The 15,144-nt window shown below is 60.1% G+C and carries 15 protein-coding genes and 2 pseudogenes; 12 read left to right on the top strand and 5 right to left on the bottom strand.

The window, feature by feature from the left end; all coding sequences use genetic code 11:
- From MF6394_RS32905 to MF6394_RS04645, 6 genes and pseudogenes are all read left to right on the top strand, one after another.
- A pseudogene (locus MF6394_RS32905) lies at window positions 1–208 on the top strand (cytochrome).
- Between the two features lie 33 nt (window positions 209–241).
- A complete protein-coding gene (locus MF6394_RS04665; protein ID WP_032894308.1) occupies window positions 242–853 on the top strand; it encodes a c-type cytochrome in 612 nt (203 codons plus the stop codon).
- 167 nt (window positions 854–1,020) lie between these two features.
- On the top strand, window positions 1,021–1,656 hold the full coding sequence (gene dsbA / locus MF6394_RS04660) for a thiol:disulfide interchange protein DsbA (protein WP_032894305.1): 636 nt from the start codon (window positions 1,021–1,023) through the stop codon (window positions 1,654–1,656).
- A gap of 10 nt (window positions 1,657–1,666) precedes the next feature.
- Window positions 1,667–2,545 carry an endonuclease/exonuclease/phosphatase family protein gene (locus MF6394_RS04655; protein ID WP_003187377.1) on the top strand — a complete coding sequence of 293 codons (879 nt, stop codon included), beginning with the start codon at window positions 1,667–1,669 and terminating at the stop codon, window positions 2,543–2,545.
- Window positions 2,542–4,590, top strand: coding sequence for a diguanylate cyclase (locus tag MF6394_RS04650; protein WP_078466253.1), 2,049 nt, complete (start codon window positions 2,542–2,544; stop codon window positions 4,588–4,590). The genes MF6394_RS04655 and MF6394_RS04650 overlap by 4 nt, the downstream gene beginning before the upstream one ends.
- Before the next feature lie 89 nt (window positions 4,591–4,679).
- Entirely contained in the window at window positions 4,680–5,456 is a 777-nt protein-coding gene (locus tag MF6394_RS04645) for an N-acetylmuramoyl-L-alanine amidase (protein ID WP_003187380.1), read from the top strand.
- Window positions 5,457–5,569: 113 nt separating this feature from the next.
- On the opposite strand, the gene MF6394_RS04640 is transcribed toward MF6394_RS04645, so the two are convergent.
- Both MF6394_RS04640 and algB read right to left on the bottom strand, forming a co-directional pair.
- The gene (locus MF6394_RS04640; protein WP_044270296.1) at window positions 5,570–7,357 is read right to left on the bottom strand and encodes an ATP-binding protein; all 1,788 of its coding nucleotides are present in this window, start codon (window positions 7,355–7,357) and stop codon (window positions 5,570–5,572) included.
- Window positions 7,358–7,367: 10 nt separating this feature from the next.
- A complete protein-coding gene (algB, locus tag MF6394_RS04635) occupies window positions 7,368–8,714 on the bottom strand; it encodes a sigma-54-dependent response regulator transcription factor AlgB (protein ID WP_003187383.1) in 1,347 nt (448 codons plus the stop codon).
- A 388-nt stretch (window positions 8,715–9,102) separates the two neighbouring features.
- Here algB and MF6394_RS04630 point away from each other — a divergent pair, with 388 nt between their 5' ends.
- From MF6394_RS04630 to MF6394_RS04620, 3 genes are all read left to right on the top strand, one after another.
- Entirely contained in the window at window positions 9,103–9,387 is a 285-nt protein-coding gene (locus MF6394_RS04630) for a hypothetical protein (RefSeq protein ID WP_078466252.1), read from the top strand.
- Window positions 9,388–9,464: 77 nt separating this feature from the next.
- Window positions 9,465–9,629 carry a DUF1328 domain-containing protein gene (locus MF6394_RS04625; protein WP_003187386.1) on the top strand — a complete coding sequence of 55 codons (165 nt, stop codon included), beginning with the start codon at window positions 9,465–9,467 and terminating at the stop codon, window positions 9,627–9,629.
- Window positions 9,630–9,631: 2 nt separating this feature from the next.
- Entirely contained in the window at window positions 9,632–10,099 is a 468-nt protein-coding gene (locus MF6394_RS04620) for an inhibitor of vertebrate lysozyme family protein (RefSeq protein ID WP_032894297.1), read from the top strand.
- Between the two features lie 356 nt (window positions 10,100–10,455).
- Here MF6394_RS04620 and MF6394_RS34125 read toward each other — a convergent pair whose 3' ends face one another.
- On the bottom strand, window positions 10,456–10,608 hold the full coding sequence (locus tag MF6394_RS34125) for a hypothetical protein (protein WP_158497511.1): 153 nt from the start codon (window positions 10,606–10,608) through the stop codon (window positions 10,456–10,458).
- A gap of 203 nt (window positions 10,609–10,811) precedes the next feature.
- Here MF6394_RS34125 and gltP point away from each other — a divergent pair, with 203 nt between their 5' ends.
- From gltP to MF6394_RS34485, 3 genes and pseudogenes are all read left to right on the top strand, one after another.
- Complete coding sequence (gltP, locus tag MF6394_RS04615; protein WP_003187390.1) at window positions 10,812–12,143, top strand: glutamate/aspartate:proton symporter GltP; 1,332 nt, start codon at window positions 10,812–10,814, stop codon at window positions 12,141–12,143.
- 97 nt (window positions 12,144–12,240) lie between these two features.
- On the top strand, window positions 12,241–13,470 hold the full coding sequence (locus tag MF6394_RS04610; RefSeq protein ID WP_044270299.1) for a nucleoside recognition domain-containing protein: 1,230 nt from the start codon (window positions 12,241–12,243) through the stop codon (window positions 13,468–13,470).
- Window positions 13,471–13,472: 2 nt separating this feature from the next.
- Window positions 13,473–13,586: pseudogene (locus MF6394_RS34485) on the top strand (outer membrane lipoprotein carrier protein LolA); the annotation flags it as partial.
- An 11-nt stretch (window positions 13,587–13,597) separates the two neighbouring features.
- Here MF6394_RS34485 and MF6394_RS04600 read toward each other — a convergent pair.
- A complete protein-coding gene (locus tag MF6394_RS04600) occupies window positions 13,598–14,209 on the bottom strand; it encodes an ABC-type transport auxiliary lipoprotein family protein (RefSeq protein WP_047712811.1) in 612 nt (203 codons plus the stop codon).
- Entirely contained in the window at window positions 14,206–15,144 is a 939-nt protein-coding gene (locus MF6394_RS04595) for an MlaD family protein (protein WP_003187394.1), read from the bottom strand. Before MF6394_RS04595 ends, MF6394_RS04600 begins: the two co-directional genes overlap by 4 nt.

Here is a 15,144-nt window from a genome sequence, read left to right as displayed (position 1 = left end):
ATGGACCGACGGTTGCTCGCTTCTGCTGCCCTGATTCCGCTTTACGGCGCTCAGGCTACACAGGATCAACCGAGTTTGCATGGTCAGGCTGACGCAGCACGTGACCCAGGGTTTCAAGGCAATGCCGCCGCGTGGTTTGTGCATGGACTGCAGTACTGAGGATTACCAGGCCGTCACTGATGTGATGGTGAGTAAACCCGGTAGATAACTCTTAAACCCTTAGCCGTAGTTGGATTAGCTGATGAACAAACTGATCGTGAGTCTGCTGTTGACCTTGGGCATCACCAGTGTTGCCCATGCTGCAGGCGACGCTACAGCGGGCCAGGCGAAAGCCGCCGTGTGTGGTGCTTGCCACGGACCGGATGGTAACAGCCCGGCGCCGAATTTCCCCAAGCTGGCCGGCCAGGGTGAGCGTTACCTGACCAAGCAGATGCAGGATATCAAGAGCGGCAAGCGCACGGTGCTGGAAATGACCGGCCTGCTGACCAATCTCAGCGATCAGGACCTGGCGGACCTCGCGGCCTATTTTGCCAGCCAGAAGGGCAGTGTGGGAGCTGCCGATCCTAAATTGGTCGCCCGTGGAGAGCAGTTGTTCCGTGGCGGGAACCTGGAAAAAGGCCTGCCTGCCTGCACCGGTTGCCACTCGCCCAATGGCGCAGGCAACGCTGCTGCCAGCTTCCCGCGCCTGAGCGGCCAGCACGCCACCTACATCGCCAAGCAGTTGACCGACTTTCGCAAAGAAGAAGCCGGCCGGGCCAACGATGGCGACGCGATGACCATGCGCACCATCGCTCGCAAGCTGAGCGACGAAGACATCGCAGCCCTCTCCAGTTATATCCAGGGCCTGCACTGACCGGGCTGGGCGTTAACGCTCGATTAATCCCGCGATGCAAGCATAAAAAGGGTGGCTCAGGCCGCCCTTTTTTGTGGCCGCTGCCGTTACACTAACGAACTCATGTCCGCGTAGACCTGTCACAACAAAGGTCGCGTGAGGCGACTTTATTTGTCCAGGAGTAAAGCATGCGTAATCTGATCCTCAGCGCCGCTCTCGTCACTGCCAGCCTCTTCGGCATGACCGCACAAGCTGCCGATGTGCCGCTTGAAGCCGGTAAAACCTATGCTGAGCTGACTAACCCGGTTCCCGTTGCAGTACCGGGCAAGATTGAAGTGGTGGAGCTGTTCTGGTACGGCTGCCCGCATTGCTACGCCTTCGAGCCGACTATCAACCCATGGGCTGAAAAGCTGCCCAAGGACGTTAACTTCCGTCGCATTCCTGCCATGTTCGGCGGCCCATGGGACGCCCACGGCCAACTGTTCCTGACCCTGGAAGCCATGGGTGTTGAGCACAAGGTCCACAACGCCGTCTTCGAAGCGATCCAGAAACAAGGCAAGCGCCTGACCAAGCCGGACGAAATGGCTGACTTCGTTGCCACTCAGGGTGTCGACAAGGACAAGTTCCTGGCGACCTTCAACTCCTTCGCTATCCAGGGCCAGATCAAACAGGCCAAGGAGCTCGCGCAGAAGTACGGCGTGCAAGGCGTTCCAACCCTGATCGTCAACGGCAAATACCGTTTCGACCTGGGCAGCACCGGTGGTCCTGAAGCGACCCTGAACGTTGCTGACCAACTGATTGCCAAAGAACGCGCTGCCAAGTAAGGGGCTCGCCATGCGCCGCTGGGGTACCGAGCGTGTCGTTGGCCTGCATGAACCGCAGGTCAATGAGCATCACCTGGAGTCCACAGGCCTGCCGGCAGATAGCCGCTTGCGCCTGCTCAGCTTCAATATCCAGGTGGGCAACAGTACCGAGAAGTATCGGCACTACCTCACGCGTGGCTGGCAACATCTGCTGCCACACAAGGGGCGTACCGGTAACTTGCAGAAAATCGGCGACCTGCTCAGTGACTTCGACTTGGTCGCCCTGCAGGAAGCCGACGGCGGCAGCCTGCGCTCCGGCTATATCAACCAGGTGGAACACCTGGCTCAGTTGGGTGCTTTTCCGTACTGGTATCAGCAACTCAACCGCAACCTGGGGCGCCTGGCACAGCACAGCAACGGCGTGCTCAGCCGTCTCAAACCCACTGCCATTGAAGATCACCCCTTGCCAGGCCCCAAAGGCCGCGGGGCAATCCTTGTGCGTTTTGGCGAAGGCCCGGAAGCCTTGGTGGTGGTGATGATGCACCTGGCCCTCGGGGGGCGTACGCGCAACCTGCAACTGGCCTACGTGCGTGAATTGATTGGTAACTACAAGCACCAGGTGCTCATGGGTGACATGAACACCCATGCCAACGACCTGCTGCAGAATTCTCCGCTGCGCGACCTGGGGTTACTGGCCCCGCAAGTCGAAGCCACGTTTCCCAGCTGGCGCCCGCAACGCTGTCTGGACCATATCCTGCTCAGCCCAAGCCTCACACTGGAAAGTGTGCAGGTGCTGGCGCAGCCCATTTCCGATCACCTGCCGGTCGCGGTAGAGATTCGTCTGCCGGGCTCGCTCACGGCTGATGCATTACCCGCGTTGAGCCCAGGCCCTCGCGGACCCCTTGCATGAGCGACGACGCCCAGCGCTGGAAAGAGAAGTACCTTCAGAGCATCGAGCAACAAGACAAACTCGAACGCCGCTGGGCTGCCCGCCTCGATTTGCTGCGCCGCGGGCTGGTGCGCAGCACGCTGGCCGCTGAAGGCACCGACCGCGCCGTCGATCAATGCATGAAGGAAATGCGCGATGTCGTGCGCACGGACGACATGGATGCTGCCCTCGCCGCTTTACTGCCGCGCCTGGAAAAGGCCGTGCTGGATTCGGAACAGCGCCGCGAAACCCGCGTCGACCAGATCAGCACCGCGCTCACGGCATTGGTTGCCCAATTGCAAAAGCTGCCGCTGCCTCGCGAAGTGGCTCGCCCGCTGAAAACCTTCGCCAAGCAACTCGATGGTCGCGTGGCGCAAGCGCGGGAGATACCCCTGCTGCTCAGTGAGCTGAGCAGCCTGCAGGGGCAGGCGCTGAATAATCTGGAGCCGGATGGCGAAACCACACGCCCCGGGCCGGGCCTGTTGCAACGCCTGTTCGGTAGTAAAGAGGCCTCCAGTGAAGCGCCCCCGGTTGACGCTGAGCCGATGCCGGTAGCGCAATTGGCACCGCCAACGCCTGCAGCGCCTAAACCCGCGCCCGAACCGGAAGAACCTGCGCAATCGGAAGAGTTGACCCAAGCCTTGCGTGCCTTTGCGCCTTTGCCACCCTTGAAGCCTGCGCCTGTGGCAGCGGCCGAAGTGCAAGAGGTCGCCAGCGAAACGCCGGTATTCGGCGCTCCAGAGCTGCCGTCGATTGCGGCGCCTGCGCAATTACCTGAACCCGACGTGCAGGCGCCGCCAGTTGCGGAGCCTGCTCACGAAAGCGCACTCGCCGCCTTTATCGAGCCGCCGCCGATTCCAGTTGAAACGCCGGATGAGACCACCATCGGCAGCTTGTCATTACCCCCCGTGCTGGAAAGCCCCGAGCCTGACGAACTGCAACCGGACGGCACCTACGCCCTGCCCGATTCGCCTGAACCGTCTTACAGCTCGGTGGCCAAGCACATTGAAGGCACTTTGCTCGGCCTGCTGGAAGATCTTTCCCTGCCCGAACGTCACCAGCCCCAGGCCGAGGCGATGCGTGAGCGTCTCGCCCACGGCTTGAACTGGTACGAACTGCTGCCGATCCTCGATGACCTGGCGGTGCTGATGCTGGCGATCACCGACAGTGGCCAGCATGAGTTCGAGGCTTATCTCAAGCAGCTCAACGAGCGTCTCGAGGCATTCCAGGGCCATCTGCAGGTCGCCAGCGAGGGCCACGCCGACAGCAGCCTGGCCGCGCGGGAGTTGGACACGCAGATTCGTGAGCAGGTCGACGGCCTGCAAAGCAGCGTGCAGGACGCCGCCGACCTGGACAGCCTCAAGCAGGTGCTCGAAAGCCACCTTGAAGGCTTGCTCGGCACCATGGACGAACACCAGCAGCAGCGTGACCTGCGCGAACAGGAAGTGGCCGCACGTCTAAAAGGCCTGGCTGAACGCGTGGCCCATATGGAGCAGGAGGCCCAGGGCTACCGCGAGCACCTGGAAGTGCAGCGCCAGAAGGCCTTGATCGATCCGCTCACCGGCTTGCCCAACCGTGCGGCGTGGAGCGAACGCCTCGATTACGAAGTCAACGCCTGGCATCAGCGCGGTGACAGCCTGTCGCTGGCCATGCTCGACCTGGACCACTTCAAGCGCATCAACGACGGTTACGGTCACTTGGCTGGGGACAAAGTCTTGAAGATCATCGCCAATGTGCTGAGCAAGCGCCTGCGGCCGACGGACTTCATCGCGCGTTTTGGGGGTGAAGAGTTTGTGCTGCTCATGCCCGACTCGACCTTGGCGGATGCCTTGGCCGTAGGTGAAGTATTGCGTGAGGCCATTGCCGCGTGCCCGTTCCACTTCAAGGGTGAGCCGGTAACGATCACGGTGTCCATGGGCGTGGCGCAGTTTCAACCCGGCGAGCGCAGTGACCTGGCGCTCAAGCGTGCCGATGAAGCGCTCTACAGGGCAAAGGCCGCGGGGCGTAATCAGGTGCAGGCGGCATAAAAGATGTTCCATTTTGTAATTTGACCGCCTGGCCGTGAGTCGTACGTTACACTGTTGCATTATCGTCTTTCAGTGTACTGCCTCTCGCCATGAAATCCTTGTATATCGCTTTAGCGTTTCTTCTGCTCGCCGGCTGCGCCAATGGCCCGCGCCTGAACACCAGCCATCCTTCGGTCAACCACGACAATCGCGTGCAGTTCGTTGTGGTGCATTACACCTCGACCAACCTTGAACGTTCCCTGGCGCTGTTGACCCATGGCCAGGTCAGCAGCCATTACCTGATCGGCGACGACGCCTCCGGCACCATCTACAAGCTGGTGGATGAAAGCCAGCGCGCCTGGCACGCAGGGGAAAGCGAGTGGATGGGGCGCACCTGGCTCAATTCCAGTTCCATCGGTATCGAGATCGTCAACCCAGGGTTCAGCGATACGCCGACGGGGCGTGTGTGGTACCCGTATTCCGAAGCGCAGGTGCAGTCGCTGATCGTGCTGCTCAAGGACATCAGCAAGCGCAACGGCATCGACCCCAAGAACATCATCGGGCACAGCGACATCGCCCCACTGCGCAAGCTGGACCCAGGCCCGTTGTTCCCTTGGAAGCGCTTAGCGGCAGAAGGTCTGGCCGTGTGGCCGGATGCCCAGGCAGTGGCCCGGTTTCAGGTGCAGTACGCCGCGCAGTTGCCGAGCATTACCTGGTTCCAGGAAGAACTGGCGCGCCTGGGCTACCAGACGCCGCAGACCGGCGAGTTGGATGTGGCCACGCGGCATGTCATCGCCGCATTCCAGATGCGTTTCCGCCCGTCATTGTTTGACGGCACCCCGGATGCTGAAAGCGCCGCAATCCTGCGCGCCTTGAATCACCGCTGATGGTGTAAAAATAATAATGTAGGAGCGAGCTTGCTCGCGAAGAACGCATAGACGACGCGGGCTGCCTGACAGCACAGCGTTATCGTTGACGTTTTTCGCGAGCAAGCTCACTCCTACAGGGGTAATGCCATATAGAACTGCGTGCCCTGCCCCGGCCGTGAATACACACCCATGCGGCCCCCGTGCAATTGCACGATCTCCTTGCACAGTGCCAAGCCCAGGCCCGCACCGCCTTTCTTGCGGCCCACCTGCACAAAGGGTTCGAAGATCCGCCCTTGCTGGCCGTAGGCGATACCTTCGCCGTTATCCTCGACGCTGATAATCACCCGCTCGCCATGGCGTCGTGCTTGCAGGCGGATCTGCCCGCCTTCGGCGGTGTGGCGCAGGGCATTGCCCAGCAGGTTGTCGAGCACCCGCTCCAGTTGCACTTGGTCGGCATATAGCCGTGGCAACTCAGGTTGGGCTTCCACCAGCAACTCAATGTGCTGGGCGTTCGCAGGCTCAGTAAACCGCGCCCGTGCGTGCTCCAGCAAGTCGGTGACGTCGCACGTGCCCAGGGTGAGTTTCTGCAGGCCGTTCTGGTAGCGCGAGAAGTTGAGCAGGTCGTTGATCAACTGCATCAGGCGCTGCATCTCTTCATTGACCGTATCCAGCAGGTCCGCCTCGCGGGAGTCCGGTGGGAACTTGGCCCGCTCACGGAACAAGCCGAAGGCCATGTGCATGCCGGTAACCGGCGTGCGCAGCTCATGGGAGGCGCGCAACACGAACTCGCTGCGCACCCGCTCGAACGCGCGCTGTTCAGTCACGTCATGCAGCACCATCACGGCTCCGAGAATGTGCCCCTGGGTATGGCTGACCGGGGTCAGGCTGTAGGTCAGCAGGCGCAATTCACCCTCGACTTCCACCTCCAGATCATCCGGGGCCCGCTCCAGGTTGCCGCCGCGCAGCACCAGTTGCAGCTGTTCATCCATTTCTGCGCGACCCATGGCTTCGCCAAGGCCTTGGCCGAGCCGCTCCTCATCCCATCCCAATTGACGCTGCGCCACAGGGTTGAGGTGCTCCAGGCAGCCTTGGCGATCGATCATCAACAAGCCGTCATCGATACTGTCGAGCACCGCTTGCAGGCGCTGTTGGCCGGCCAGCAGCTCATCGATGTTAGTGGCCTGATGTTGGCGCAACGCTTCAGCCATGATGCCGAAACGGCGGGTCAGCAGGTTCATTTCCGCTGCGGAGGAGATCGGCAGGGTGACTTCGAAATCGCCCTGCCCGATCTTGTCGGCGGCCTTGGCCAGCGCCTCGATGGGGCCACCGAAGCGCCGGGCGATGCCATGGGCCGTGACGAAACCGATGATCAACACCGCGAGCCCTACCAGCCCGAGCAGGCCGGCAATCAACAACGCGCGCTCGCGGGATTTATGCTCGCTGGTACTGATATTTTCCAGCGCCCGCTTGTGATCGGCGATCAGGCCGTTGCGCAATATGTTGAAGGTTTCAGTCAGCTTTTCTTTGCTGCCTGCGGGCGGTGATGCCTGTTGGGATTGGTCAAACGCTTCCAGTAGCTTCTGGTAATCGGAGCGTGCCTGGCTGAAGCCATGATTTTTGCCGTCTATCTGCTCATGGGCGATGCCTTGGTCCAACAGGTCGAAATAATGTTGCTTGGAGGCTTGCAGCGCGTCCGGGTCGGGGCGCTTCTCCAGCATCATGATCAACTGGTCGCCCAGGCTCTGACGCAACTTGAGCCCCAGGTCCAGGGTGATGAAGTTACTGCGGATCAGCGATTCCTGGGTCTTGGCCATTTGCATGACACTGACCAAGCCCAGGATCAACCCCAGCAATGCCACGGTGATCAGCGCTGAGATGCTCAGGAATAACCGGGTGCGCAGTTTCATCGCGAGCTTCATAAGGTCCTGTTCAAAGGTTGTACTGCTTGCGTTTGCGGTACAGCGTCGACGCATCGATGCCGAGTGTGCGGGCCGCTTGGTCCAGTGTGTCGCTGGTCGCAAGTACGGCGCCGATATGGGCTTTCTCCAGCTCATCCAGGCTCAAAGCCGCGCCGATACGCGGTGCATTGTTGGCCGGTTGCTCGGCCATCCCCAGGTGGCTGATCTCCACCTTCTCCTGAGGGCAGATGATGCTGGCGCGTTCCACCACGTTACGCAGTTCGCGGATATTGCCGGGCCAGCGATAGTTGAGTAGCGCTTCGCGGGCATTATCACTGAAGCCGCGCGCCGGGCGTGCGTATTCCTTGACGAAGCGGGCAAGGAAGCGGTCAGCCAGGGTCAGGATGTCTTCACTGCGTTCGCGCAGCGGCGGCAAGTGCAAGGTGATGACATTCAAGCGGTAGAGCAAGTCTTCACGGAAGCGGCCATCGCGCACCATGTCTTCCAGGTTCAGGTTGGTGGCTGCGAGGATGCGCACATCGGCGCGGCGGGTGACCGGGTCGCCCACACGCTCATACTCTTTATCTTGAATAAACCGTAGCAACTTGGGTTGCAACGTGAGGGGGAAATCGCCGATCTCGTCGAGAAACAGCGTACCGCCGTCCGCCTGGTTCACTCGGCCCAAGGTGCTTTCGCTGGCGCCGGTGAACGCGCCGCGGCTGTGGCCGAACAGTTCGCTTTCCATCAGCTCTGCGGTCAGAGACGGGCAGTTGATGGTCACGCAGGACTTCTTCGAGCGTTTGCTCCAGCCGTGTATCGCCCGGGCCAACTCACCTTTACCGGTACCGGACTCGCCGAGGATCAAGATGTTGGCGTCTGTCCCGGCCACCTGCCGCGCGGTTTCCAACACCACCATCATTGCCGGGCTATGGGAGTCCAGGCCGTCTTTAGGCTGGCGCACTTCGCCTTCCAGCGCTTCCAGCCGCGCCGAGAGCTGACGCACCTCCAGTTGCTTGGCGGTGGCCAGGCGCAGTTGGTCTGGGCTGCACGGTTTGACCAGGTAGTCGGCGGCGCCAGCCTGGATGGCGTCCACGGCGGTATCCACGGCCGAATGGGCGGTCACAATCACCACGCGCATCCACGGTGCCTGCACCCGCATCTGGGCCAGCACGTCCAGGCCATTGTCCTCGCCCAGGCGCAGGTCGAGGAAGCACAGGTCGAACACCTGACGCTGCATCAGGGCATCGGCCTGAGCGGCACTGTTCGCGGTGGCGACGGTATAGCCTTCATCTTCCAGGCAATAGCGGAAGGTGCGCAGGATCGCAGATTCGTCATCCACTAAAAGAATGCGGCCTTGAAGTTCCTTGGCTGATTCCATCTGTCCTGCACTCCTTAACTATAAATGTGATGGTGTTTAGTCCCGGAATAATCGGGCAAGTTGCATGGTTTATTCTGATTCATAAAAGGCTTCTTCGTGCAGCTATCTGCGCGCCTTCCTACAGACGTCGTCTGAGCGCATTTCCCTTCCGTTCGCCCTTCGATCCTTCGATGTGTGCGCTGGGTGGCTGGTTCCGACCACTTGCCATCGTGCATTTCGCACGGCCTGCAAGGAGGCATCGTGCAGGATGCTAGGCGACGAATCCATTGATCAAGTGTAACCACTTGATTTTATTGAGTTTTATTTTGCAATAAAGCTGGCACGCACTCTGCAATATCTCCCCCAAGAGCGTCATGAACGAATAATCAGAATGCGGGAGCAATGCAGTATGACTCGCCAAAGCCTCAGCCAATTGCGTGTATCGCCGCTGCGCTTGCAGCAGAGCCTGTTTGCCAGCCTGGCCTTGATGGTCACGTTGATCGCCGGCCAGCAGTTGCAGCATTGGCAAGAGCGTGCGCAGCCAGCCCCGCAATTTGAACGTCCTGCCATGACCCAGACCCATTTTCGTTCCATTGGCAGCGCCAGCGCCGATGTGACTGCCCCGCAATTGAGCCTGGTAGATCAGGGTTCCACCCTGGATGAACTGCCGGCCCATGACCGTTGGGTGTTCTAGGCAAAAAACGTCGCTTGTATTGAGCGGCTGCACGGCATCACCGCTGTTACCCCTATAGAAGCATAAGGAGAATCACCATGTTGAGTTGGGCAATCACATTTCTGATCATCGCCATTGTGGCTGCAGTCCTGGGCTTCGGTGGTATCGCTGGCACCGCTACCGGCATCGCCAAGATCCTGTTTGTGGTCTTCCTGGTGATGTTCATCGCTTCGTTCTTCTTTGGTCGCAAAGGCCGAGGTTGAATATGGCCAACCTGCCTTTTAAAGCCCTTGCTGCCGCCCTGCTGTTGGGCGGTAGCGGCTTGGCCTTGGCCGCCAATGACGGCCAATCCCGGGCTAACGAATTGCTCAGCGCGGATCCGCAGTACCGTGAAACCTGGCAAGACGTGGTGAAGAAAGAAGAGCGCCTCCCTGAGTGGGTGATGAACCTGTCGGGCACGGCCGAGCAAATGAATGCCGTTGAGGAAGATGGCGACAAGTATTTGGTCGGGCCGCTCTGCGAAACCGCAGACACCTGCCTGAACAAGCGCCTGATCGTTGCCTTCAGCCTCGACAAGGAAGATGCCTACGCCATGTTGGTGGAAGTACCGGCCGGTTTGCCGGCGGACAAGTCCCCGACGCGGCACGCCGATTACCGTTTTATCGGTAAGCCGGACGAGGGTATGCAAAAGCTGCTGATGGAGCAGCTCAAGAAAGATCCGAATTGGTACTAGGTTCCGTCTGACGGAGCCGGCGTCCATAGAAAGAAGCCTTTGTGCTTCTTTCTGTTTGCATCGCTCCTTGAGCGATGCATGACCAGGGGGCCGGGTTGCTCTGATCGATCAGGATCGGCGTGACCTACGGGTACAGGGAGTACCTGCGCAAGGGCCGGGTCAGGCGAAAAGCTGCGACGCAAGTTCACAAGACCTCAAGCTTGCTGAACTTGCGGCGGGCTTATGACTCTCATGCCCGCACTTCATGCCGCCCATAGCCGCAGTTTTGCTTTTTGCCTCTGGCTAACCATTACTGGGTATGTCGGCGTGACCATCTATCGAGAATTTTTCATCCGCGCTATAGGATCTTTCTGGCGCTAGGTGATGGATTTCTCAGACATTTCTGCCAACCAATCCGAGACGTCCAGTATCTCTGCGCGAGCCTGATTTGGCTGCTCAACGGCATATTCACCCGCCTGAATGGCGGATACGAACTGACCGTTTGGACAAATATTTTCAAAAAAAGCCATGCCGATTCGGCATGGGGTAGGCGTTTACGGCATTAGACGTCGCTCCCTTGCATGGGAATAGTTGCGCCTTTTTTCGCCTGCCAGTAAGCCATTTCGGCCACGCTGCGGTGACCTTCCATGGAGGCAGATGCACACACTTTTTCGCTTTCGAGCGTTGCAGCTGGCGCATTTGCCGTAAGTCCACTTGAAGCAAGGGTAATGACATGAAGAAGGCAAAGCTAAGCCTCGCCTGGCAGATCCTCATCGGTTTGGTACTGGGCATTGCAATCGGTGCAGTACTCAACCATTTCAGTGCTGAAAAGGCCTGGTGGATCAGCAATGTGTTGCAGCCGGCGGGCGATATCTTTATCCGCTTGATCAAGATGATCGTGATCCCGATTGTGATTTCTTCGCTGATCGTCGGTATTGCCGGTGTCGGCGACGCGAAAAAGCTCGGTCGTATCGGCGTCAAAACCATTCTTTACTTCGAAATCGTCACCACCATCGCCATCGTGGTAGGCCTGTTGCTCGCCAACCTGTTCCACCCAGGCGCAGGCATCGACATGAGTACTCTGGGTACCGTCGATATCTCCAAGTACCAGGCGACTGCTGCCGAAGTGCAGCATGAACATGCGTTCATCGAGACCATCCTCAACCTGATCCCTTCGAACATCTTCGCCGCTGTTGCCCGTGGCGAGATGCTGCCGATCATCTTCTTCTCGGTGCTGTTCGGCCTGGGGCTGTCGAGCCTCAAGCCTGAGCTGCGCGAGCCGCTGGTGACCATGTTCCAGGGCGTGTCCGAGAGCATGTTCAAAGTCACCCACATGATCATGAAGTACGCGCCTATCGGTGTATTCGCGCTGATCGCGGTGACGGTCGCCAACTTCGGCTTCGCCTCGCTGCTGCCGCTGGCCAAGCTGGTGATCCTGGTTTACGTCGCGATCCTGTTCTTCGCCTTCGCGGTACTGGGTTTGATCGCACGCCTGTTTGGCTTCTCGATTCTCAAGCTGATCCGCATCTTCAAGGATGAGTTGGTATTGGCTTACTCCACCGCCAGCTCCGAAACCGTGCTGCCGCGTGTGATCGAAAAGATGGAAGCCTACGGCGCGCCGAAAGCGATCTGCAGCTTCGTGGTGCCGACCGGTTATTCGTTCAACCTCGACGGTTCGACCCTGTACCAGAGCATCGCAGCAATCTTCATTGCCCAGCTGTATGGCATCGACCTGTCGATCGGCCAGCAACTGATGCTGGTACTGACCCTGATGGTGACCTCCAAAGGTATCGCCGGCGTGCCGGGCGTGTCCTTCGTGGTATTGCTGGCGACGCTGGGCAGCGTGGGCATCCCGCTGGAAGGCTTGGCGTTTATCGCCGGTGTCGACCGTGTGATGGACATGGCGCGTACCGCCCTGAACGTGATCGGCAACGCCTTGGCCGTACTGGTTATCTCCCGTTGGGAAGGCATGTACGACGATGCCAAGGGCGAGCGCTACTGGAATTCCTTGCCGCACTGGCGCAGCAAGGAAGCCCTGCCTACGGCACAAGCCACCCGTAGCTGATTGCAGATTGATCGAAAACAAACCCCGGAGAATTCCGGGGTTTGTCGTTTCTGCCAGCCCCGTTATCATTCGCCCCATCTTTCGGGGGACTTATCTGATGCTCAATGGCCTGTGGCTTGGCTTCTTTGTCGTGGCAATGGTGTCAGCACTGGCGCAATGGCTGGTGGGTGGTAACGCCTTGATCTTCGCGGCGATGGTCGAAAGCATTTTCGCCATGGCCAAATTGTCGGTGGAAGTCATGGTGCTGCTGTTCGGTACCCTGACGTTATGGCTGGGCTTTCTGCGGATCGCCGAAAAAGCCGGGATCGTCGATTGGCTGGCCAAGGCCCTCGGCCCGCTGTTTCGCCGCTTGATGCCGGAAGTGCCCGCCGGGCACCCCGCGATCGGTTTGATCACCCTCAACTTTGCCGCCAACGGCCTGGGCCTGGACAACGCCGCCACGCCCATCGGCCTGAAAGCCATGAAGGCGCTGCAAGAGCTCAACCCCATTCCCAATACGGCGACTAACGCTCAGATCCTGTTCCTGGTGCTCAACGCGTCCTCGCTGACGCTGTTGCCGGTGACTATCTTCATGTACCGCGCCCAGCAAGGCGCTGCGGACCCGACGCTGGTGTTCCTGCCGATCCTGCTGGCCACCAGTGCGTCGACGCTGGTGGGCCTGCTGTCGGTGGCAGTCATGCAGCGCCTGCGGCTGTGGGACCCGGTGGTGCTGGCCTATCTGGTCCCCGGCGCGTTGCTGCTGGGCGGCTTCATGGCGCTGCTGGCGACCCTGTCTGCCACGGCGCTGGCCGGTTTGTCGTCGATCTTGGGCAACCTCACACTGTTTGGCTTGATCATGCTGTTCCTGGTGATCGGCGCGTTGCGCAAGGTCAAGGTGTACGAGGCCTTTGTGGAAGGCGCCAAGGAAGGCTTCGACGTAGCCAAGAACCTGTTGCCCTATCTGGTGGCGATGCTGTGCGCGGTTGGCGTGTTGCGTGCCTCGGGGGCCTTGGAGTTCGGCCTTGAAGGGATTCGCCATGTGGTGGCCTGGACGGGCCTGGATACGCGCTTTGTCGACGCGCTGCCGACCGCGATGGTCAAGCCGTTCTCCGGCAGCGCGGCGCGGGCGATGCTGATCGAGACCATGCAGACCCAGGGTGTGGACAGCTTCCCGGCGTTGGTGGCGGCGACGATTCAGGGCAGTACGGAAACCACGTTTTATGTGTTGGCGGTGTACTTTGGCTCGGTAGGCATCCAGCGGGCGCGGCATGCGGTGGGGTGTGCGTTGTTCGCGGAGTTTGCTGGTGTAGTGGCGGCTATTTCGGTGTGCTACTGGTTCTTCGGTTAAGCATGAGCCGCACCCCTGTAGGAGCGAGCTTGCTCGCGAAAAACGTTAACGATGACGCGGGGCATCAGACTCCCCGAGGCGGTCTCAGGTTTTTCGCGAGCAAGCTCGCTCCTACAGGGCGGTGGAATCATTTTTTCGGCGCGGTATTACCCTGTTGTACTACCCAATCCACCACCTGCTTATTCAACTGATCCCCGGCCTGGCCAAAAGCAGCCACCACCGCTGGCACCTTGGTGTCACTCACCGGCTGCCTCACTTCAAACCGACGGCTGGCGATAATTCTTTGATCACGTCCACGCACCAATCGCGCGTCGAGACGAATCACCACCTCCACCGCCTTGCCCCGATACTCGCTCTGAAACGCCTGCAACTGCCCGCCCAGCTCATAGTCGGCTTGCAGGTTGGTCTCGTCGGTACTCAGTAATGTCACGCGCCCATCGCGCTGAAAGCCATCCAGCAGGCGATTACGCAGCAGCACCGGCGCCGGGTCGCTCCAGCGCGAGTTCGCGTAGTTGCTGATCAAGTTGCCATCTGGCACCACGGCGATGCGCGGGCTGTCGAGAAACTCGCTGGTCTGCGGCTTGGTCACGCGCAGCGACCAACTCACCGGCGTGCCTTGGCTGGCCGGTTGGGCGGACGCCAGCCGGTACACGTCCGAAGGGTCCGGCTTGGGTAGGATCGAGCAGGCGCTGACCAGTGCCAGGGCCATAGGGACGATCATGTGGTAAGCACGCTTCATGGCGTGAATTCCTTGTTCTTATCGCTGCCCAGCAGGTAACCACTGGGGTTGGCTTCCAGGCGGCGAGAGATGGCGCGCAGCGAGCCGAGGGTTTCACGCAACTCGCGCACGGCTGGCGCCAGTTCGTTAAGGCCCTGCATGCCGCTGTTTACCGAGTCCTGGTTATTGGTCAGCAAGGTATTGATGGTGGCGGTGCTTTGCTCCAGGGATTTCATCGCCTGCTCGGCGCTGCCGAAGGCTTGCTTGCCTTGTTCGCTGAGCAAGCCATTGGCGCTACGCATCAGCACGGTGGTTTGCTCCAGCGCCGCGCCCGCCTGTTTGCTCACCTGCATCAATTGCTGCATCACCACCTTGATGTCGCCGCGTTGCTCGGCAATGGCGCCGGTGGTTTGTTGCAGGTTATCCAGGGTGTTGCTCAGGCGTTCGACGTTTTCCCGCGAGAACAGGTGGTTGGCGTTGTGCAGCAGCAGGTTGACGCTGGTCATCAGGTCGTTGCTGTTATTGAGCAGGCGCGCGATGGGCGATGGCGATGCGATGATTTCCGGCAGGTTGCCGTCCTTGCCCTTGAGCTCCGGGCTCTGCGGGGTGCCGCCACTGAGCTGGATGATCGAGGTGCCGGTGATGCCGGTCAGGGCCAGTTTGGCCTGGGTGTCTTCCTTGATCGGCGTTTGCCCGGCCAGGCGGATGCGAGCCAGGACGCGGCGCGGGTCTTTGGGGTCCAGGCGCAGGCTGATCACGTCGCCCACCTTGATGCCGCTGTACTGCACCGCACTGCCCTGGGACAGGCCGCTGACCGCCTCGTTGAAGATCACTTCGTAATCCTGGAATGCGGTATCCACGCTGGACTTGGCCAGCCACAGGCCGAACAGCATCGCGCCGACCACCACAATTACGCTGAACAGTCCGATCATCACATGATGGGCTCGGGTTTCCAT

Source organism: Pseudomonas sp. MF6394 (assembly GCF_002018845.1).
Lineage (GTDB): Bacteria > Pseudomonadota > Gammaproteobacteria > Pseudomonadales > Pseudomonadaceae > Aquipseudomonas > Aquipseudomonas lactis.
The sequence above is the reverse complement of the archived record's forward strand: the minus strand, read 5'-3'. Positions and strand labels throughout refer to the sequence as shown.